Here is a 20,736-nt window from a genome sequence, read left to right on the forward strand (position 1 = left end):
CGTCAACGCTGCAAAAAACTGGGCAGATTTGGTGTGCGCAGTCGGATGACAGCACCTGCTCCATCGTTGACTGCTTCGAGTGGCAGGCTTGGGCCTCGCCAGTGACCCGTCGTTGTGTTTTCCTCTGCTTTCGCTTCGCTGTCTTTGATGAGATATGGCTCTGTCTTCGACCAGCTTCGGGCATGGCCCATCAGTAAGGGATCTGCAGGTGCAAAGACATAGGAAGGGTGACGAGGTACCGGCTCTAACGATGCTCTTGCTGTGGAGATCCTTACCGCGCGAGTGATTCCCTGGATGAATCTGCTGCGCGTTACCACCGTTGTGAGATAAGCAACCACGCGAAGTCTTGGGGCATCGAATCCCTCGGCACACATGTCGATGCTGACTAACCAGTCGGCTTTGCTTGTTTGGAAGGCTGCCAGGCGAGCACTGGCATCACGGTCTTGGGAGTGCACCAGCTCGACACGATCGCCTTCCTCTTGCAGGAGCTGGGCGATGCCACCAGCGTGTTCGATATCTCTAGCGATCACAAGGCCTGCTGCATCGTGATGGTGGCGACGTACCTTCTCAAGTTGACGTCGTGCACGTAGTAACAGTTGCAAGGCAATACTGCTTGAGTCTGAGATCCGAATAGCCCTACGTAGATTGCGTGCTCGCCAGCTTTCACGCACTTCAGCAGAGAGGGGTGAGACATCTCGATCGGGCTGTCCAGGACGGCTGTGTTCCACCCAGCCATCCTGGAAGCGGAATTCGAGGGGGCGCACATCTCCTGCATGAATCAGCTCACTGGGTTCCACGCAGAGATCTGGGCTGATCTGCTCCACCAGAGCTCCCTCGGCTTCTACGCGCACTCTTCGGGCTGCACAGAAGGCCAGATTGTCGGCGCGGAAGGGCGTGCCAGTCAGACCAAGCCGTATTTTGCTGCTGCCAGTGAGAGCAACAAAGGTGCGTCCCCAGGCTGGCCCCTGAGGTTCATCTGGATTCATCCCGAGGTGGTGGGCTTCATCGGCAATAGCGAGTAAGCCGTCACCGGCCCAGTCTTTTAGTTCTGCTATCAGGGTCTCTAACTGAAGACCGGCACCTTGATAGGTCACTGCCCAGCCGTCTGCTTGTTGGAGGATCTCGGGTCGTTCTGGGCAGGCTTCCCAGTCCTGCAAGTTGAGTCCTAGTTGTTTAGATGCTTGGTGCCATTGATTCAGGATCGAGTTGCGGTGGCAAAAAACTATGAATCGCGTTAAGCCACCCCCTCGCTGCATGGCCTCGAAGCTGAGGAGGGCGCCGAGGGTTTTGCCTGCACCTGGGCCCGCATGCACAAGCACATTTCGCCCTTGGATTGCCTGTGGAGACAGTCTGCGACGAAGCAGCTGAATCAGCTGTTGCTGCCAAATCCGGGGTCGGATTTTGGGCTGGCAGGACTCTCCCAGCAGTTCAAAGGAAGGCTTGGAGATGACATTGCACGAGAAGATAGGTCTTTCTAACCATTTATTTCGCTGCTGGCATCTTTAGCTTCTGGCCAAGAGCTTCTGGGGTTTTCGGCCCCCTGGCACCATGGCCAAGCGCCGCCATTCATCACAGTTTATTTTTCAGCAACGCCGCAGCCTGGAGCAGTGCTGGCTTCATGAATTTGACATTGATCCGCTGATCCTGAGAGCACGCTGGCTCCATAGCCAAGGGTTGAAGCTTGAGGCCTTGGCTATGGAACAGGAGTTGTTACCAATTGTCTGACTGAGTTCAGAGCGCTTCGGTGTGGTTTACGAGCAGGTGCTCAACCTCATTGAGGCCTTCGCTTGCGGCAGTGTGTGCGATCTCGAAGTTGCCCTGAGCCTCATCCATGAGTTGACCAGCTAAGCGATCGAGCAATTGCTCCTTTTTCTCCTTGAGCATCGTTAGCAATTCGTTTTCGATCAGCTTTTGAACGGCTGATGCCCTCAGGGTGTCTGAACCGGCTTCAGCAAAGGTTCCCTGAACCAGTTCTTGAATGAACAGTCTGTGGACTTCACTGCTGCGGAGGAAACTCTCGGTGGCGTTGATAATCCCGTCTACCAAAGCCTTGTCAGGCTCCGACTCCTGTTTGTCGAGCTTGAATTCCCAATCCAAATGGCGTCGCTGCCATCCTGCGGAATGGAGGCTCGGCATCACTGTTTGGGAGAAGGTATCCACCGAAATCTCGTAGATCCGTTCTGCTAGGCGTTCACACCATTCTCTCCCGTGTCCCTGAAGGTTGTTCTGCATTGTGGAGCGCTCCACGGCATGGCCTCCGTGATGGCTATGGCAAACACCATCTGGACATTCGATTGCGGTTAGGCCCATTGAGGCAGTTGGAGTCAACACTCCTTCATAGCTAAAAGTTCAGCTAAAAAAACTTTTCTTCAGGAAAGCTCCCGGTATCGGGAGGTCGACCCCGTAATCTCGCCTGGTTAAACCAGTCTTCTCTCTTGCCCAGACTCTTAATTCAGCTGGAATCGGCGATGGGAGAAACCCGTGTTGCGGCTTCGCCGGACACGGTGAAAAAGTTTCTTTCTCTGGGCAGCAAGGTTGCCATTGAGCGGGGTGCCGGCCTTGCCGCAGGTTTTGTTGATGGTGATTTCAACACCATTGGTGCGGAGCTGGTTGCTCCGGGAGATTCACAGGCCTGGAGCGAGGCCGATGTCGTCCTATGCGTTCAATCTCCCTCTGCTAGTGCTTTGGCAAGGATGCGATCTGGGGCCCTTGTTGTTGGTTTGTTGGCGCCCTATGCCAACAGTTCTTTAGCAGCGTCTCTGAAGACAGCAAAGCTCTCAGCGATGGCCCTAGAGCTGCTGCCGAGAATTAGTCGGGCACAGTCTGCGGATGCTCTTTCCTCTCAGGCCAATATTGCTGGCTACAAAGCGGTGCTCTTGGCTGCAGCTGCCCTTGATCGTTACTTCCCGATGTTGATGACGGCAGCTGGCACAGTGCAGCCAGCACGGGTCGTGGTATTGGGTGCTGGTGTGGCTGGATTGCAGGCAGTTGCTACGGCAAAGCGGCTGGGTGCGGTGGTCTACGTCAGTGATGTTCGCTCTGCCGTGAAGGAGCAGGTGGAGTCACTTGGAGCACGCTTTATCGATCCCCCTGAGATTGAGCAGAGGCCAGATGAGTCTGGTGGCTATGCCAAGCAGGCTTCTGAGGCTTTCCTGGCGGCTCAGCGTGAGCAGCTCTCCAATCAGTTAGCGGAGGCCGATGTGGTGATCTGTACTGCTCAGGTGCCTGGGAGAAAAGCTCCCAGATTGATCAGTGATCTCATGCTCGATCGCATGCGCCCAGGAGCTGTGGTGGTCGATCTTGCCGTTGAACAGGGTGGAAATTGTGCGAATACGCGTCCTGGTGAAACAGTCGATCGCAACGGCGTGAAGTTGATCGGTGCCTCCGATCTCCCTTGCAGTGTGCCCAATCACGCTAGTGCTCTTTACTCCCGCAATTTGGTGGCTCTGTTGGAGCCCGTTTTGAAGGACGGTCAGCTCAGTCTCAACATTGAGGATGAGTTAATTGCAGGATGCCTGATCAGTCACAACGGTGAGATTCGCCATAACAATGTGTTCAACATGGGAGGGTCCAACTGATGTCGTTCTTGAGTGAGGCCCTTTGGGTGCTGCTGCTTGGCAGCCTGCTTGGCCTTGAACTGATCGGCAAGGTGCCCCCCACTTTGCATACGCCTTTGATGAGTGGTGCCAATGCGATCTCGGGGATCACGATGTTGGCTGCTCTCACCCTGATCATCAAGGCCGGTAACAACATCCCTCTGCTGGCGATGGGTGCTGTTGCTCTTGGTTTCGCCTTGTTCAACGTGATTGGCGGATTTCTCGTTACTGATCGGATGCTGGCCATGTTCAGCCGCAAGTCCGCTCGCCGCAAGGACAACCACTGATGAATATTGCTGAGATCCTCAAGTTCGCGATTGATCTGGTCGCGGTTTTACTCCTTGCCCTTGGGATCAAGGGCCTTTCGAAGGTGCGCTCTGCTCGTGAGGCCAATCTCCTTGCAGCTTTTGCCATGGCGCTTGCCGTGGTGGGCTTGATCGTGAACTATCTCGGCACCAGCGGTATCGCTGCTGAAGCCTGGATTTGGATCATCTTCGGCACGGTGGTCGGTGGATGTCTCGGTGCGATCACAGCGCAGCGAGTGCCGATGACCTCCATGCCGGAGACCGTTGCTCTGTTTAACGGCTGCGGAGGCATGTCGTCGTTGTTGGTAGCTCTCGGCATTGCAATCTTCCCGACAGCCGCTGGTGCTGGCGAAGCAGGCAGCGCAGTGGTTGAAGACATCTCGATTGTGGTGTCTGTTTTTGTTGGCTCGATCACCTTTTCAGGATCCATCGTGGCGATGGCAAAGCTGCAGGGCTGGCTGTCAACACCCCCTTGGATGCAGAGCAGGGTTCGGCATGTCGTGAACATTGCGCTTGCTGTGATGTCTTTAGTGGCTGCCATCGAACTTGGCCGCCGTGGCGACAACGTCAGTGCGCTTTGGTTGCTGGTGATCGGGTCTGGTTTGTTGGGAATCGGCGTGACGCTACCGATCGGCGGTGCTGATATGCCAGTGGTGATCTCACTTTTGAACAGTTATTCGGGTGTTGCGGCGGCGGCGGCAGGTTTCGTTGTTGGTAGTCAGTTGCTGATTGTGGCTGGCGCCATGGTTGGAGCGGCTGGTCTGATCCTTACTCAGGTGATGTGCAACGGCATGAATCGCTCTTTGGTATCCGTATTGTTTGGTGGAGCGTTAGGAGCAAGCGCTGCTTCTGGCGGCGGTGGTGAATATAAAAACATCACCAGTTGCAGCGCTGAGGAGTGTGCGCTCACCCTTGAGGCAGCAGAGCGGGTTGTCATCGTTCCCGGTTACGGCCTGGCTGTAGCACAGGCCCAGCACACGCTTAGGGAAGTCACCCGTGCTTTGGAAGCAGCTGGAATTGAGGTCACCTATGCCATCCATCCCGTTGCTGGACGGATGCCTGGTCATATGAACGTTCTCTTGGCTGAGGCTGATGTTCCTTATGAGCAGCTCAAGGAGATGGATGTGATTAATCCTGAGTTCCCAGCCACTGACGTGGTGCTTGTGCTAGGGGCGAACGATGTTGTGAATCCTCAGGCCAAGACCGATACAAGTTCACCTCTTTATGGCATGCCTGTGCTTGATGTGCAGGAAGCTCGCACGGTGTTCGTAGTGAAGCGGGGTATGAGTGCGGGCTACTCAGGGATTAAGAATGATCTATTTGAACTTGCCAATACTTCCATGGTGTTTGGTGATGCCAAGAAGGTGTTGGGTGATCTTTTGGTTGAACTAAAGGAGCTTGGTGTTGGCAAGAAGGGGTGAACCCCATCCCGAGCTGCTGAAGCAGCTCGGGATGCCTTCTTTTAGACAGAGATTGCCTTGGCTGGGCGGTGATTTGCAGACCCTCAGAGACACCCTGAGACCGGTGCGCTTGCCGAGTGATCGAGGCGAAGAGATTGAAATTGAAGTACCAGCCTTGCCGAGCGGTATGGCGGGTTCTGGTCAGTTGTTGGCTTTGTTTGATCGCCCTCAAAGCACCCGCCAGGCGCGTGGCTTGGTTTTGCTGCTGCATGGATTGGGGGGCTCCAGTCGACGCGAAGGTCTACGACGCATGGCCTGCGCTCTTCAGACGGCTGGTTTTGCCGTGCTGCGCTTGAATTTGCGTGGTGCAGACCCTGGGCGGCATCTCTCAGCAGGGACCTATGCCGCTGAGTGCAACAGCGATCTTGGCCCGGTGTTGTTAAGGGCCAGGCAGCTCTGTGATCAGCTTGGTCGCGAGGGTGTTGCTTCGAGAGGGGCAGTTCCTCTGCTTGGGGCCGGTATTTCCCTTGGGGGCACGATGCTTCTCAATGCCTGTCTTGAGCCAAGCCACGCGCGCGCGCCTGGCCAAGCGGTTTTGGATGGATTGGTTTGTACCAGTAGTCCCCTTGATTTAGCGGCTTGCAGTGCCTCAATCGAGCGACCCCGCAATAGGGTTTATCAGCGTTGGTTGCTGCAGCGATTGATTCGTCAAACCTTGGCGGATCCCTTCGGCGTGACTGTGCAGGAAAGGGAAGTGCTCAATGGGGAGAAGGGTCAGAGCCCGCCAGCAACGATCCGAGAGTTTGATGCTGCCATCACAGCACCGCGCTGGGGTTATGGCGATGTTGATGCTTACTACGCTGGCGCCTCACCGTTGATCGCCTTGCTTGAGAACCCCAGCCGCCTGCCGCCAACATTGCTCCTGCAAGCGCTAGATGATCCCTGGGTGCCAGCAGAAGCCGCTCAACAGTTGGCAGCGAACATGTCTCCATCCAGTGAGCAGCGAATCCAAGTGTTGTTGACAGCTCAAGGCGGCCACAATGGTTTCCATGCCATCGGAGGTTGCTGGGGGGATCAGGTGGTGGCCCGTTGGCTGTCAAAGTTTGGAGCTTGACTAAAAACCCAGTAAAAACTCAGGGATGTCTCTGCTGCTGAGGGGTCCGGCGGATGATCCAGGCTTCGATTGGTTGGCCGCCAAGCACATGCTCTTTCACGATTGATTCGATTCGTTCTGGTGTCACTCCTCCATACCAGATCCCGTCTGGCCAGATCAGCAGGATTGGTCCGTCGTTGCAGATGCGAAGACAGTCAACCTTGCTACGCAGAACCACACCTTCTGGGCGATCGATGTTTTCGAGGTCATGATGTTTGATTAGTTTTTTGAGATTGGCCCAGCTGGCGTTGCCGACATCTGCACTGCAACAGGCCGCCTTGTTGGCTGTGGCGCAAAGAAGTAGGTGATGACTCACCTTGAAATTCATGCTGTCAGGGCTGGCAGTGGTAGGCGACGGGTGCCCCGTTTCACCTGCTCTTGTACGGCCTTGCGTGCCCATGCATCGACGGCAAGCACGTCATCAAGCTTGGGTTGTGTCTGCAGGTCGGGCTTGTGGCGTTCACAGGCAGCCTCGATCACCTCCGGGATGTCAAGAAAATGGATGCGCTCCTCAAGGAACTGGGCCACTGCTTCTTCATTGGCAGCATTGAGTACGGCTGGCATGGTTCCGCCGGCACGTCCTGCGGCGTAGGCAAGTTTCATGCAGGGGTATTTTTTGGTATCAGGGGCGCGGAAGGTGAGTTCGCCTACTTCGGCGAGATTCAGTCGCCGCCAAGGAGTTTCGAGCCGCTCCGGCCAGCTCAGGCAGTAGAGGATAGGTAGTTTCATGTCTGGCCAGCCGAGCTGCGCCAGCACGGAGGAATCAGCCAGCTCGATCATCGAGTGGATGATGCTTTGAGGGTGGATCACGATCTCGATTTGGTCGTAGTCGATGCCAAAGAGGTAATGGGCTTCGATGACCTCTAGCCCTTTATTCATCAAGGTGGCTGAATCCACGGTGATTTTGCGTCCCATGCTCCAGTTGGGGTGGCTGGTTGCATCGGCAATGGTGGCTTTCTCAAGGTCTTTTGCTGACCAGTCGCGGAAGGCACCTCCAGATGCTGTGAGCTGGATGTGGCGCAGTCCAGGGGTAGGAACTCCTGTGGAGAGACGTGCGTTCTCAGCCCAGGGTGTTCCTTGCAGACACTGGAAAATGGCCGAGTGTTCGGAATCTGCTGGAAGCAGCCGACTGCCGCTGCGTTTTAATTCCGGCAGCACGACAGGTGCTGCAGCGATCAGGGTTTCTTTGTTGGCGAGGGCAAGATCCTTGCCGGCTTTGATTGCTGCCAGTGTTGGCAGTAGCCCAGCACAGCCGACGATGCCGCTTACCACGAGATCAGCGCTATCCCATGAGGCGGCCACATTGAGCCCTTCTGGGCCCGCTAACAACTGAGGTAAGTGAGGTGGTTGTTGCTCGCTAGGCAGTGCGTTGAGTTGCTGCTTCAGCTCTGGCAGTAGCGACGCGTCGGCGAGCGCTACAACCTCGGGATGATGTCGTTGGATCTGCTCCACGACAAGAGAGACGTTTGTGCCGGCCGTGAGTGCAACCACCCGGAAGCGCTCAGGGAATTCTTCGGCAATCTCGAGGGTTTGAGTACCGATCGAACCTGTGGAGCCCAGCACGCTGATGGCTTTCACACTGTTCCGGCAGTTGAAGCCAGTCTCCCACTAGATGGCCAGACACTGGCAAGCTTGTCTTAACAAGGAGCTCCAGTTATGGCAGTTCGGGAACATTGGCGATCGGGCTTGGGCTTTGTGCTTGCCGCTGCAGGCAGTGCAGTGGGGCTTGGCAATCTCTGGGGCTTCGCCTATCGATCCTCTCAGGGGGGTGGGGCGGCTTTTCTGCTCCTCTATGTCGTGATTGTGTTGGTGGTTTGCCTGCCGGTGTTGATTGCCGAGATGGTGCTTGGCCGCAGTACGGGCAAAAGTCCTCTGCTAGCACCGGTTGCAGCAGCTGGGGCCCGCTGGCAACCGATGGGCTGGCTGTTTGTGATTGCCCCTTGCGGAATTTTGGCTTTTTATGCCGTGTTGATGGGTTGGACCGGTCACACCCTGTTTCATGCCCTGTTGGTGGGTTTGCCCGCTGACATGACGGAGGCGGAGAGCTTCTTCGGCGTCGTGAGCAAGGGCAGCAACGCCCTATGGGGTCAGATGGTCAGCTTGGTGCTTACTGCTTTGGTTGTGGCAGCCGGTGTTCGTGGTGGTATTGAGCGCCTCTCTCGCTGGGGGCTGCCTTTGCTTTTTTTGTTGCTGATTGCACTGGCGTGTTGGGCGTCCACTCTCGAGGGAGCCTTGCAGGGCTATCACACCTTCCTGTTCCGCTGGGACGCTGATCAGTTGTTCAATACCACGACGGTGCGCAACGCCTTTAACCAAGCCTTCTTTTCAATTGGCACTGGTATTGGCTGCATCCTTGCCTATGCAGCCTATTTGGATCGCCGCAATCACCTGCCTCGCGAAGCGGTAGCAGTGGTGAGCATGGATACAGCCGTGGGTTTGTTGGCAGGGATGATCACCTTCCCAGTGGTGATGACGTTTGCTCTCAAGGATGTGATCAGCGATTCCACCGTTGGAGCCTTATTCATTTCTATCCCTACGGGGTTGGCTTCTCTCGGAGACACTGGTCGTGTTGTGGCTGTGCTTTTTTTCGCGCTTGCTTACATCGCTGCTATCACCTCTGCGGTGTCTTTGCTTGAGGTGCCAGTGGCTTGCCTGATCGATCGCTTTGGTTGCAGCCGTATTCGGGCGGTATGGCTTTCTGTAGCAGTGATTTTTGTGCTCGGTCTGCCTGCGGCTACATCAACGGATGTTCTGGGCTGGATGGATTCTTTGCTGAATCTATTGTTAATTCTTGGCGGATTACTGCTGGCTCTTTTGTTGGGTTGGGTGGTGCCCCGTCGCTTCAAGGAGGATCTCGCTGGTTGTGAGACACCATTTGGGTTAAGTCGCTTGTTGCTGTTCATGCTGCGTTGGGTGTCACCACCTGTTGTGGCTTTTGGTTTGATCGTTAGCGTCGTGGATCTGCTGCAGACATGGACTGGGACCTGATCAAGCGTTCACGGTTGGGGCTCATGCACTCAGTTCTCTAAAGCAGAGGTGGCATTGTCGATTTGGCTGAAGCGTTTGTATCCCTAGAGCTGGCGAAGTCGAAGTCGCTCATCGAGGCGCTGATGGTTGAAAACTAGAACGTTCCGCGGATGATGATCAGCTGCTGATCCAGTCTGTGAGGCCTCCTGGTTTATCGATCAGTTCGATCCCTTGGGCGCGCAGCTCTTCGCGGATGCGATCGGCTTTGGCGAAATCACGGGCAGCTTTGGCCTCTTTGCGAGCGGCAATGGCGCGTTGGATATGGTTTTCATCAACCCTGTTGTTTCTCTCGGGGGCTGGTTGCGCGGCTTTTTCGGCCTCAAGCCCGAGCACATTGGCCAGCTCCACCAGCAGTTGCCAACGTGGGAGCAAGTTCAGCTTCGCTGTTTCTTGAATTGCCTTTGTGTCACCACGCTCCAAGCGGTTCGCTAGGGCACGCAGGGGGCGGGCAAGATCGAACAGCACGGCGATGGCCCCTGAGCTATTGAGGTCATCGTCCAGTGCATCGATGAAGTGTTGACGTATTTCGTTGCATTGCTCCTGATTGGAGGGATGGGCGGGTTGAATGACTCCTTGTGGCAGGGGTTTGCATTCAGGCCAGCTCAGGGTTTCGCTATAGATGTTCCCGAGGCCAAGGGCTGCGTTGAGACCTTTCCATCCGGTGGCTGCAGCGTTGATGGCATCGGCTGTGAAGTCGAGCGGTTTGCGGTAATGGGCCTGCAGGATGAACAGGCGTAGCGTCATTGGGGAGACGCCGCTTTCTAGTAGGGCTCTGATCGTGGTGAAGTTGCCGAGTGACTTGCTCATTTTCTGACCGCCGACATTCACCATGCCGTTGTGTAGCCAATAGCGAGCAAGCTGCTTGCCGGTAGCTGCTTCAGATTGAGCAATCTCGTTTTCGTGATGAGGGAAGATCAGGTCAGCTCCCCCCAGGTGGATGTCGATTGTTTCGCCCAATTCCTCGCGCACCATGGCGGAACACTCGATATGCCAGCCCGGGCGCCCTGCTCCCCAGGGTGAGGGAAAGCTTGGCTCTCCGCTTTTAGCTCCCTTCCATAGTGCGAAATCAAAGGAGTGTTGCTTGCGCGCCTCTTCGGCATCGGCTATACGACCATCTGCGTTTTGCTGCTGCTCCTCGAGATCACGACCACTGAGCTTGCCGTAGCCGTGATGTTTCATCACGGCGAAGTAGACATCGCCATCGACAGAGTAGGCAGCCCCACTAGCTTCTAATTCACTGATCAAGGCGCGTATCCCGTCTAGACATTGTGTGGCGCGGGGCATGCGATCGGGCCGCAGGATGCCTAGGGAATCCATGTCTTGATGGAAGGCTTCGATGTTTTGCTCGCTGATCTCCTGCATGGAGCATTTCTTTTCAGCGGCACGCTTGAGGATTTTGTCGTCGATATCAGTGAAGTTCTGCACGAAGGTGACTGTGTAACCACGCCAGATCAAATAGCGACGCAGCACATCCCAGGCGATGTAGCTGCGGGCATGGCCGAGATGGCAGAGGTCGTAGACCGTGACGCCGCAGCAGTAAATGCTGACGTGCCCGTCCTTGAGCGGAGTGAAGGGTTCCGTGCGGCGAGTGAGGGTGTTTGTGAGCCGCAGGGACACTGGTAGGGCTGGAGCTTGCTTTGAGGCTAGGGCCAAGCGTTCTGAACTTGTGTTCGGCTCGAGCTGATTCTTAGCTCGCGTTGGGGTGAGGCAGCCTTAGTTCTTCGCGCCATTGCACAAGTGGCCGCTCCCAGCCTTCTTCAAGTTTGTGAGCAATAACTAAGTCAGCATCCAGTCCCATCTGGAAGCCTTGGCTTAGAGCCTGAAGCAGCGGGCCAAGCGGCTCATCGTCTTGCAGTGCGTTGAGCATGCCACCAAAGATCAACATCACGGCCAGGGGTGAATGGTTCTGAGCAAGGTTGAACCCTTGCAGGCCTAGCTCACTGACCCCATCGATGCCGAAGCCTGTTAGCACGTGAACGATGTCGTGCGTTTCCTTGAGGCGATGCACGATGAACTCCTTGGGGGAAGTCACAGGTGTTGGATCAATCAGCGCATTTGGATCGATGCCTTGGCTGAGGAGTTGATCGGCGTAGCTGCGGCCAAGGCTTCCTTGCGGAAGCTTCTGCAGATCGTTGAGGTCTATCGGTTTTGGCCGCCAACCCTCGTCAACGATGGCCTTAAAGCGTGCATTAGCCATCAGGTGGCGTTCCATCTTCTCGGCCAGTGGGCTGTCTTGAAGACTGCCTGCAACTGCAAACACGCTGTCCAGGTCAGGATCTTTTAAAAAGTTGGCCAGACCGGCTACAAGCTTTAGGTTTTGCAGTCGTTTGCGCAGGTTGAGATTCATCAGCAGGATTGCCTTGTGGAGGGTTTTATTGAATCAGGGAATATGGCTAGTTCTTTTCAGGCATATTGGATGAGGATTATGGAAGAGTTGATTCTAACAAATCTATTCTTCGTTCAATTTAAGAATATCTAGTCAACTCTAAAACTATTGCTGGGCTGCCTTTTTGGCTTGTAGTACCCAAGACTTTCTCTCTCAGGCTTGCGATTTTATTGTTTGGATGAACCATCAATTTAGATCCACAGATTTAGTAGATCCACAGATTTAGATCTATTGCAAGGCTCGCTTAGCGGGCCTTTTTATTGCTTAAACGCATGCTCTGAATTGATACAAACAAGTGTTTGCTTGGCCTTGTTGATGGAGGTCAACTGCCGTCTAGTTTTTTGTCTGTTGAGGTTTTTATTTCGCGTCCATCCAGTTATCGCCAATGCCTGTTTCCACCACGAGTGGCACGCTCAGCTCAACAGCCTTTTCCATCGTTTGCATCACCAACTGCTGAACATCTTCAAGTGCGGTGGGGTCTACTTCTAACACCAGTTCGTCGTGCACCTGTAGCAGCAGGCGTGCCGGTAGATCTGCTGCCGTTAGCTGTTGTTGCAACTGCACCATCGCCACTTTGATGATGTCGGCACTGGAACCCTGGATCGGTGCATTGGCTGCCGCCCTGAGCTGTTGGGCTTCCATGCCACCGCGGCGGGCTACGTCGAGATCAATGTCCATTGGATCTTTGCCCAGCAATCGGCCTAATCCGTTGCGATCAAAATGGAAGGGCCGTCGCCGCCCTAACAGGGTTTCTACATAGCCTTTGCTGAGTGCAAGCCGCTCTTGCAGTTCGAGGAAGGTAAACACTTTCGCGTAGCGCTGTTTGTAACGGCTAAGGAAGTCTTTGGCCTCCGCTTGGCTAAGGCCGGTTGAACGTGAAAAGCGCTGGGCGCCCATGCCATAGATCACGCCGAAGTTGATGGTCTTGCCGAGTCGGCGTTCATCTTCACTCACCTCATCTTTATCGAGGAGCAACCTTGCAGTGAGAGCGTGCACGTCATCCCCATTGCGGAAGGCCTCTTGCAAAACCTCCTCTCCAGAGAGGTGGGTGAGGATGCGCAATTCGATCTGTGAATAGTCCGCACTGAGCAGTTTCCAGTTCTTTTGGGGAAGAAAAGCCTTGCGGATTCGTCTGCTGAATTCCGTGCGGATGGGGATGTTTTGCAGGTTGGGGTTGCTGCTACTCAGCCGGCCTGTTGCCGTAACCGCTTGGTTGAAATCGGTGTGCACCCTGCCGGTTTCTGATTCCACAAGCTGCGGCAAGGCATCCACGTAGGTGCTGCGCAGTTTGCTGAGCACTCTGTGCTCCAGCACCAACGGCACCACGGGATGATCAGCTTCGAGTTTTTCCAGCACGTTGGCATCGGTGCTCCAGCCCGTTTTGGTGCGCCTGGATTTTTTGCGATTGAGCCCAAGTGTTTCGAATAGCAGTTCTCCCAATTGCTTGGGGGAGGCCAGATTGAAGTTCACCCCTGCGGCCTCTTGGGCTTGTTGCTCAAGTTTCTCGAGGGTGTTGCCAAGTTCAACCGAGAGTTCCTTTAAATAAGGCAGGTCGATGCGGATACCGGTGGCTTCCATCAGCGCCAAAACCGGTTCTAGGGGTTGCTCAACTTGCTCCAGTAGGGGAAGCAGCTTGGCTCCCATGTTCTCAAGTTGAGCTCTCAGTCGGATGGCAAGTCGTCGGGTGAGATGCACGTCCATGCCGCAGTAGAGGCTGGCCGTTGGGATTGCGACATCAGCAAAGGTTTGGCCCTTGCCAACCAGCTCGCTGAAGCCGGTTGGCGTGATCTTGAATTCACGGTCTGCCATCACTTCCAGGCCGTGTTTGGCGGCGGCATCACGGAGGTAGTCGGCCAGCAACGTGTCCATCACGACCCCCTCGAGGGCGAGTCCATGGCGCAAAAGGATGAGCCTGTCGTATTTGGCGTTCTGCAGTGCTTTGGGGTGGTCGTTACTCGCCAACCAAGGAGCTATCGCTTTGAGCACAGCCTCTAGGGGGAGTTGGCATGCAGCGTCTGCATCCAGTAGTGCGGCAGGCGGATGGTGCCCGATCGGGATGTAGGCCAGGTCTTGCAGCCCCTCACCCCAACAGACGCCTAAGCCCACCAGTTCGGCGCAAAAGGGGTTGAGGGCGGTTGTTTCTGTGTCGATTGCCACTGGTTTGAGGCGATCTCGACTGCCCATCAGCCGTTTGACAAGCTCTTGCAGCTCTTCTGGATTGGTAATCAGTTGTGGCTCTAGCGCCGGTAGTTCGTTGTCGTTTGAAGCCTTTGTTTCTGTTGAAGAGTCAGGCTCTACTGGGCTTGTCGCAGATCTGGATGGTTCAAGTTCGTGGCGATTGGCTTTGAATCCCCCGCTGGAGAAGGTGGCCACGAAACTTGGTACTTGGCGCACCAGGCTGTTGAGTTCCAGGGCGCTCAGGCGGTCAGTGAGTCCATCGTTGTCAACGCTGCCTAGCTCTAGGCGTGGCGCTTTTGGTAGGGGGATATCGACCAGGATCTCTGCGAGATGGAGCGACAGATAGGCGTTATCACGATCGTTGCTGAGCTTGCTTTTGAGTGCTCCTTTAATGGCACCGCGGCTGGCTTTCTCGCCTTCTGCTTCCACTTCAGCCAGCGCGTTGTAGATGCCATCGAGATCGCCATTCTCCTTAAGAAGGGTGATGGCTGTTTTAGGACCCACACCTTTGACCCCGGGGATGTTGTCAGAGCTGTCGCCAGTGAGGGCCTTGAGCTCAACCACCTTGCTTGGGATGACACCAAGTTTGCTGAGCACCCCAGCTTCATCGATCAGGCTGGGACCACTGTTTTTGGCGTACGGTCCACCACCCATATAGAGCACGGCAATGTCGCGCTGATCATCAACCAGCTGAAAGAGGTCACGGTCGCCGGAGAGGATGCGTACACCCCAACCATCTCTGCTCGCTTGGTTGGCGAGGGTGCCGAGCACATCATCGGCTTCATAGCCAGGGGCAAGGCAAAGGGGAAGTTGTAGGTTGTTTTCAAGGATCTCTTGCAGTTGTTTGAGGTCCTGAAAAAAGATGTCTGGCGCAACATCACGATTGGCTTTGTAGTTGACGTCTGCTTGATGGCGGAAGGTTGGCTCAGCTGTATCAAAGGCGATCACAATCCCTTGCGGGCTAAGGCCCTTGCAGTTGTCCAGCAGGGCTTTTAGGAAGCCATAGGTAACGCTGGTAGGGGTACCGTCTTTTGTGGCCAATCCCCCTTCGCCACCTTTGCTGAAGGCATAAAAGCTGCGGAAGGCCAGCGAGTGGCCATCCACCAGCAGCAACAGTGGCTTGTTAGCAGCCTCAGGCATGGGGCGGATTGATGGGGGATGGCATCAGTCGCGTTTTGGTTTGGCCCATGGGGGCAGATCGATAAAGATGCGTGTGCCGGGATTAACTCCACTCAGGATGGCTGTTTTGCTGCCACTACTGGTGCCTAGTTCCACCGCTTGAAAGCGTGGTTGATTTTTTTGCCCCACCAGAAGCACACCAGGTTTGCCCTTTTCAGTCACAATCGCCACGGTGGGAACCAACGTGCTGGGTGCAGTCTTGCCCGTTTGAAAATCCACGTCTGCGGACATGCCTATCAGCAGTTGGGGCGAAGGCTTGATCAGGTTGAGCTTGACTGCGAAAGAGATGACATTCTCAGTTTTTGCTGCCCTCGGGGCGATCTCACTGACGCGGGCCATAAAACGTTGTTCTGGGAAGGCGTCAACACGCACGCTGGCATTTTGGCCGATGCGGATGCGGCCGATGTCGCTTTCGGGCACTTTGGCGTTCACCTCCATTCCTTCTGAGAGTTCAACCAGGGAGGAGCTGCTGGCGCCGGCAGTTGCAGAGGCTGCTGTTGTTGGGGTCACAAAGGCTCCTGGCTCCGCATAACGGGCTGTGATCACACCACTGAAGGGTGCTCTGATAAGCAGTTCGCTCCCTTCAGTAATGCGTTGTTGAACACGCTCTTGTGCGGCGGCAAGGTTGGCGCGGCTGGTCAGGTAGAGGCGGCGATATTTGCTCGCGTCGTCGGCTGAGATGGCTCCTTGTTGGTAGAGGTTGTTGCGCCGCTCATGGTCTGCTTTTCTCGTTTCGTATTCAGCTTGCTCTTTTCTTTCAAGTGCCTTCGCTTCATCTAAGCGGTCGTTGTAGTCGCCACTATCCATGCGAGCGAGCACCTCTCCCTTTTTGACCTCGTCGCCTTGATCGACATAGAGCTCTTTCAGCAAACCTGCTTTTTTGGGACTGACATTCACGCTCCGCTTTGCCTGCAATTCGCCGTTGGCGCTCACGATCCCAGGAAGGGTGCCCCTCTCGGTTTCTACGGTGTAATTGCTGAGATCGCGACCCAAGCGCTGCTGGGAGCTGAACCTCCAGGCCATCCCCCCTGCGGTGATTAGCACCACAGCTGCACTGAGGCTGATCAAGCGTTTGCGTTGCCCTAAAGCACCTTTGAGTTGTGTGAGATGGACCAATCTCTGCTCCTGATGTGCCGATATGGGCGAGGCCTTTGTGCTGGCCATCAACCCACCAACGATGTCAAGCAGTCTCGCTGGTCAGTGTGCCTGACTGCAGCAAGGCACGATTACGTCTCCGCCAAGCGTCTCTATCGTTGTTGTGCAGTGCCATCTTGCTTTTGCAATGGTTTCTGGCATGGGCACGGCTAGATTTGCCCTCATGCTTAAAGCCGGAATTGTTGGACTACCAAATGTGGGTAAGTCCACGCTTTTCAATGCACTTGTGGCCAACGCGCAGGCTCAAGCTGCCAACTTTCCCTTCTGCACCATTGAACCGAATGTGGGCAGTGTTGCGGTACCTGATGAGCGGTTGCAGCTGCTTTGCGATCTAAGCAAGAGCAAGGAGCTGATTCCAACGCGCATGGAGTTTGTTGATATCGCTGGTTTGGTCAAGGGGGCTAGTGAGGGAGAGGGGTTGGGCAACAAATTTCTTGCCAATATTCGCGAGGTTGACGCCATCGTGCATGTGGTGCGTTGCTTTGAAGACGAGGATGTGATCCATGTCTCTGGATCAGTTGGCCCTTCTAGGGATGCTGAGGTCATCAACCTTGAACTCGGCTTTGCCGATCTCAGTCAGATCGAGAAACGGCGCTTGCGCTTGAAAAAACAGACGCGCACAAGCAATGACGCCCAGCTCGAAGATGCTGCGCTTGAGCGGATTCAATCTGTGCTTGAGCAAGGTGGTGCTGCTCGTGCTGTAGAGCTCAGTGATGAAGAAGCAAAGATGATTAAACCGCTTGGCCTGCTAACGGCTAAGCCAATCATTTACGCCACCAATGTGAGCGAAGATGATCTTGCCGACGGCAATGCCTACTGTGAGGAGGTGACGACCTTGGCGACGCGTGAGGATGCTGAATGCGTGCGGATTTCAGCCCAGGTGGAGGCTGAGTTAATTGAACTCGGCGAAGCAGAGCGTATTGATTACCTTGAAGGCCTCGGAGTGAGTGAGGGGGGGTTGAAGAGTTTGATCAAGGCGACCTATCGGCTTCTAGGTCTTCGTACTTACTTCACCACAGGGGAGAAGGAAACCCGTGCTTGGACGTTTAAGGCCGGCATGACGGCGCCGCAGACAGCTGGTGTGATTCATACTGACTTCGAGCGTGGTTTCATACGTGCTCAAACCATTGCTTACCAGAAGTTGCTTGAGGCCGGTTCCTTTGCTGAAGCACGCAACAAGGGCTGGCTGCGTAGTGAGGGTAAGGACTACGTCGTAGAGGAGGGTGATGTTATGGAGTTTCTCTTTAACGTCTAGTTTTTATTTTTCTGGGGCATACTTTCTATTCGACCAAAAAAAGCAAACCAAACCATAGCCCTGAAGGTAAGCAAAACTCTTGGTTTGTTGATTGATCAAGTCAATCTAATTTCTATTCAGTTCACCTTGAGTTCTGAATTCACTAAGCTGAACTCGCATAGATGATCTACCTGGCAAACGGTAATTTAAAAGACTTGAACAGGTGGTAAGAGCACCAATAAAGGCTTCTTGCCAGTTTGTTGAATGTGATGAGCTTGTCGCCATCAGCCAAATGCCAGTATCTATGGAATAGCTCTTTCAAGAGACTAGGGAGGGCTTTGAAATAAATTCTTCCAATTACGGCCCATATCAAGCAGCGCCTAGGTGTTTACACCTAAAGCTTTGGAGGTCGTGGGATTTTTGCTTGATTCAGGCTTGTGCAGTCCAAGCCTTTTGAGGCTTTGATGCAAGTTCTAAAATTGAGAGAGCGGTTGAGCAAGCATGGACGGAGTGCTGTTTTGAGCATTCATTAGTCGCCTGCCTCTATATTGAGTTAGATAGAGAAATGATAGAGGCTTAAGTTTCTAAACTCTCTTACAAGAATAGTGAGAAGAATTCAAATCCAATAGGCTTGGTGATGTTTACATCATCAAATGTTGATAAGGAGTCATTGAGACTGCCATGAATGATTGAGAGCATATAAGCCAAGGCGTCCAAAAAAAACATCTTAGGAGTATAAATTCGCGTATATTTCTAAAATTTTCTTCTTTTAATGCATTAATTTGAGAGCTTGGTGATAAGATATAGGCATGTAAATACCATGCTTTAAAGGGAGTTTTGAGAGCTTTAAGCCGGTGAACCTGCCCCTGTAAACAGGATCGTCACACTTCGCAACCTCTTGTGTTAAGCTTTTGTAACGAAGGCCGGAGCGCTGGTCTTCGTGATCAAAGGAACCTGAACTCAAATTCCTTCTTATGGAAAAAACACCCAAGACCAATAGGGTCGAAAATCAGAAGTTAACCGCTGAGCGTGTTAATGGAATGGCCGCAATGATGGGATTTTGGGCTGCGGTCGGAGCCTATCTAACGACAGGCCAAATTATTCCTGGTGTGGTTTAAGCAGAAAGATCATGACTTCTTCTACAAATGTCATCACTGAAGACGGTGGACGTCAGAACATGTATGCAAGCGAACCTCGCATGCAAATTGATCCTGAATACACCGCTTTTAGTAAAGAAGCAGAACTGGCCAACGGACGTTGGGCAATGATTGGCTTCTTATCTGCTGTCGTGGCTTATTTGTTCACAGGGCAAATCTTACCAGGCATTTTTTGATTTTAATGATCATTATTCAGGCTAATCATCTTTTTTAAACAGTGGATTAGCGGAGAATATGCCATTGACTCTCATTCTTGTCTGATTGCCAATTGGCATGAGACCTTTTTGCCTTTCCTGACCTTTCCTTACACAATTCCTCTACCTCTCAATCATCATGAATGAAAATGCAGAGCTACAAAACGGCCGCTGGGCAATGATTGGCTTTATTGGAGCACTCGCCAGTTATGCGGCTACAGGGCAGATTATCCCTGGATTATTTTAAGCAATTTATAGATATTAATGCCCTTAAGTGAAAACTTTAGGGCATTAATAATCTCTTCTAACTTATTATGGAATTCAATCCCCTTAACTCTCTCAAGAAATTCACGAAAAGGCTTGTTAAAAGGTCTAATCGCTATGATTATGCACTGACTGGCTGGATTATTCCAGGCATCTTTTGAAAAATTCTTTTTAGCTAGAGGCCGCTCCTCTTCTTTGGACTAGGGCCTCTAGCTATTAAGGATAGTCTGTTGAGTATGTATTGATAGTTTTGTTTAGACGATCAATTCAAGGCTTGGTTGTGACTTACCTTTTTCATTAACGGTATCCAATCTTTTTGGAGGTTTCTTCAAGAGAACCTCGTTGCTTTGATGAGTTTGTATTACCCTTGCAATGGCTGCTGAGGTGGGATTGATTGTGCTAACTCAGCTCTGATTGCTCTTAAATAAACCTTTTTCAGGCTTGGCTTGCGTTATACCAGAGAGGTTACTAATCCAATTGGATAGAAAATGGTTTTGAATGTTAGGCTTTCAATAACCTTTTTAGACCTTTTAGATTCTATTTGAACAGAATGTTAGCTTGATAGGTTCAGCTTGTAAATCCTTCAAAACTAAGCCATCTTGCCGCGCATCTTCATTCCATAACTTGCGAGCATTTAGGCCGGAGTGCAAGCTGCTTTCTTGGCTAGAGTCAATTTTATAACTTTGCTTACGATTTTCGACTCCTTATATATGCCCAGCAGAAATGGCGCCATGAGTGTAGATCGCGAACGGATTAGTCTTGGAAATGCCTTGATTCGTTTTGCTCTTAAGCAAGGCGATGCAACGGCTATTTCTCGGACTACGCTTCAGCTTTGTAAGGGAGATAGAGAGAAGGCAGATCTACTTTCTCTCTGGTTTATTGATGTTGGTAAAAGTTGCAAGGAATATCTTGGGACCATGACGGACAATCAAGTATTTATGCGCATGTGGATGCTAGGTAATGTAGATATCAAGCAGGTCTCAGAATCAGGTGAGCCAATCTTTATTTTAACAAAGAAAGGTGTCGAAAGAGTTAGGCATTCGCCGAAAGAGAAATGGTTCTATAAACTTTTATGGGATAATCATGAGGCCTCTAGGGACGAGGAATGCGTCATTTCTTAGCAGGATTAGTGTTGTTGCTCTTGCTTGTAGTACATAGTGAATCTGCTTTCGCTGATGGGGCACAAGAAGAATTCACGAACCACATGCTGGAATGGAGAGAAAAGAGTGAGTTGGCTCAGGATAATTTAAGAGGAGCGGAGGAGGAATTAAAGGCTGGCTCTAAGTATAAAGCCTGTATCAAGCAAAGAATCGCAAGCAAGTATGGCGTCGAGGCATTTCAAGCATTAATTAAAGCCCATCAAATCAATGACTCAGAAAATGAGTTTGACAACTTAGAAGAAAATTTGGCCAAGTGGAATGATCTACGTGATTGTAATGCTGATGGTTCGTTATTGAACTAACCTTATATGTATAGACGTTGAGAAGATCTCTTTTGCTTGGCCTGAT

The 20,736-nt window shown here is 53.0% G+C and carries 19 protein-coding genes and 1 pseudogene; 12 read left to right on the top strand and 8 right to left on the bottom strand.

What is annotated here, in order from left to right:
• Positions 1–2: 2 nt before the first annotated feature.
• Positions 3–1,364, bottom strand: coding sequence for a DEAD/DEAH box helicase (locus SIB66_RS07525; protein ID WP_413681459.1), 1,362 nt, complete (start codon positions 1,362–1,364; stop codon positions 3–5).
• 184 nt (positions 1,365–1,548) lie between these two features.
• Between SIB66_RS07525 and SIB66_RS07530 the strand changes: the two genes are divergently transcribed.
• Positions 1,549–1,725 (top strand): hypothetical protein, encoded by a 177-nt coding sequence (locus SIB66_RS07530; protein ID WP_236070267.1) that lies wholly within the window; start codon positions 1,549–1,551, stop codon positions 1,723–1,725.
• A gap of 6 nt (positions 1,726–1,731) precedes the next feature.
• Here the strand turns inward: SIB66_RS07530 and SIB66_RS07535 are convergent, their stop codons facing one another.
• On the bottom strand, positions 1,732–2,310 hold the full coding sequence (locus SIB66_RS07535) for a hypothetical protein (protein WP_041384487.1): 579 nt from the start codon (positions 2,308–2,310) through the stop codon (positions 1,732–1,734).
• 158 nt (positions 2,311–2,468) lie between these two features.
• Between SIB66_RS07535 and SIB66_RS07540 the strand changes: the two genes are divergently transcribed.
• The 4 genes from SIB66_RS07540 to SIB66_RS07555 are packed head-to-tail and all read left to right on the top strand — an operon-like array spanning position 2,469 to position 6,415.
• Entirely contained in the window at positions 2,469–3,578 is a 1,110-nt protein-coding gene (locus SIB66_RS07540) for a Re/Si-specific NAD(P)(+) transhydrogenase subunit alpha (RefSeq protein ID WP_236070268.1), read from the top strand.
• Complete coding sequence (locus SIB66_RS07545) at positions 3,578–3,883, top strand: NAD(P) transhydrogenase subunit alpha (RefSeq protein WP_011130536.1); 306 nt, start codon at positions 3,578–3,580, stop codon at positions 3,881–3,883. The genes SIB66_RS07540 and SIB66_RS07545 overlap by 1 nt, the downstream gene beginning before the upstream one ends.
• Entirely contained in the window at positions 3,883–5,322 is a 1,440-nt protein-coding gene (locus SIB66_RS07550) for an NAD(P)(+) transhydrogenase (Re/Si-specific) subunit beta (RefSeq protein ID WP_063406502.1), read from the top strand. Before SIB66_RS07545 ends, SIB66_RS07550 begins: the two co-directional genes overlap by 1 nt.
• Positions 5,303–6,415, top strand: a complete 1,113-nt coding sequence (locus SIB66_RS07555) for an alpha/beta fold hydrolase (protein ID WP_063421553.1) — start codon at positions 5,303–5,305, stop codon at positions 6,413–6,415. The genes SIB66_RS07550 and SIB66_RS07555 overlap by 20 nt, the downstream gene beginning before the upstream one ends.
• Positions 6,416–6,434: 19 nt before the next feature.
• Here the strand turns inward: SIB66_RS07555 and SIB66_RS07560 are convergent, their stop codons facing one another.
• Positions 6,435–6,782, bottom strand: coding sequence for a (2Fe-2S) ferredoxin domain-containing protein (locus SIB66_RS07560; RefSeq protein ID WP_063406503.1), 348 nt, complete (start codon positions 6,780–6,782; stop codon positions 6,435–6,437).
• On the bottom strand, positions 6,779–8,032 hold the full coding sequence (locus SIB66_RS07565; RefSeq protein WP_063406504.1) for a 1-deoxy-D-xylulose-5-phosphate reductoisomerase: 1,254 nt from the start codon (positions 8,030–8,032) through the stop codon (positions 6,779–6,781). Before SIB66_RS07565 ends, SIB66_RS07560 begins: the two co-directional genes overlap by 4 nt.
• 78 nt (positions 8,033–8,110) lie before the next feature.
• Between SIB66_RS07565 and SIB66_RS07570 the strand changes: the two genes are divergently transcribed.
• Complete coding sequence (locus SIB66_RS07570; protein WP_063403774.1) at positions 8,111–9,442, top strand: sodium-dependent transporter; 1,332 nt, start codon at positions 8,111–8,113, stop codon at positions 9,440–9,442.
• A 156-nt stretch (positions 9,443–9,598) separates the two neighbouring features.
• Here the strand turns inward: SIB66_RS07570 and cysS are convergent, their stop codons facing one another.
• From cysS to SIB66_RS07590, 4 genes are all read right to left on the bottom strand, one after another.
• A complete protein-coding gene (gene cysS / locus SIB66_RS07575; RefSeq protein WP_236070289.1) occupies positions 9,599–11,098 on the bottom strand; it encodes a cysteine--tRNA ligase in 1,500 nt (499 codons plus the stop codon).
• Positions 11,099–11,168: 70 nt separating this feature from the next.
• Positions 11,169–11,828, bottom strand: a complete 660-nt coding sequence (locus SIB66_RS07580) for a Coq4 family protein (protein ID WP_063406506.1) — start codon at positions 11,826–11,828, stop codon at positions 11,169–11,171.
• Positions 11,829–12,224: 396 nt separating this feature from the next.
• Positions 12,225–15,185 (bottom strand): DNA polymerase I, encoded by a 2,961-nt coding sequence (polA, locus tag SIB66_RS07585; protein ID WP_063406507.1) that lies wholly within the window; start codon positions 15,183–15,185, stop codon positions 12,225–12,227.
• Positions 15,186–15,209: 24 nt separating this feature from the next.
• Positions 15,210–16,388: an efflux RND transporter periplasmic adaptor subunit gene (locus tag SIB66_RS07590; RefSeq protein WP_236073719.1), complete on the bottom strand. Its 1,179-nt coding sequence runs from the start codon at positions 16,386–16,388 to the stop codon at positions 15,210–15,212.
• A 154-nt stretch (positions 16,389–16,542) separates the two neighbouring features.
• On the opposite strand from SIB66_RS07590, the gene ychF reads away from it, so the two are divergent.
• The 6 genes and pseudogenes from ychF (at position 16,543) to SIB66_RS07620 (ending at position 20,690) form a co-directional block, all read left to right on the top strand.
• The gene (ychF, locus tag SIB66_RS07595; protein ID WP_063406594.1) at positions 16,543–17,634 is read left to right on the top strand and encodes a redox-regulated ATPase YchF; all 1,092 of its coding nucleotides are present in this window, start codon (positions 16,543–16,545) and stop codon (positions 17,632–17,634) included.
• A 953-nt stretch (positions 17,635–18,587) separates the two neighbouring features.
• The gene (locus tag SIB66_RS07600; RefSeq protein WP_063406509.1) at positions 18,588–18,731 is read left to right on the top strand and encodes a hypothetical protein; all 144 of its coding nucleotides are present in this window, start codon (positions 18,588–18,590) and stop codon (positions 18,729–18,731) included.
• Positions 18,732–18,742: 11 nt separating this feature from the next.
• Positions 18,743–18,946 (top strand): chlorophyll a/b-binding protein, encoded by a 204-nt coding sequence (locus SIB66_RS07605; RefSeq protein ID WP_063397986.1) that lies wholly within the window; start codon positions 18,743–18,745, stop codon positions 18,944–18,946.
• A 163-nt stretch (positions 18,947–19,109) separates the two neighbouring features.
• Positions 19,110–19,211: pseudogene (locus SIB66_RS07610) on the top strand (chlorophyll a/b-binding protein); the annotation flags it as partial.
• A gap of 748 nt (positions 19,212–19,959) precedes the next feature.
• Complete coding sequence (locus tag SIB66_RS07615; RefSeq protein ID WP_236070270.1) at positions 19,960–20,349, top strand: hypothetical protein; 390 nt, start codon at positions 19,960–19,962, stop codon at positions 20,347–20,349.
• Complete coding sequence (locus tag SIB66_RS07620) at positions 20,334–20,690, top strand: hypothetical protein (protein ID WP_063406511.1); 357 nt, start codon at positions 20,334–20,336, stop codon at positions 20,688–20,690. The genes SIB66_RS07615 and SIB66_RS07620 overlap by 16 nt, the downstream gene beginning before the upstream one ends.
• The last annotated feature ends 46 nt before the right edge of the window (positions 20,691–20,736 follow it).

Source organism: Prochlorococcus sp. MIT 1318 (assembly GCF_047304505.1).
In the GTDB taxonomy this organism is placed as follows: Bacteria; Cyanobacteriota; Cyanobacteriia; order PCC-6307; family Cyanobiaceae; genus Prochlorococcus; species Prochlorococcus marinus_D.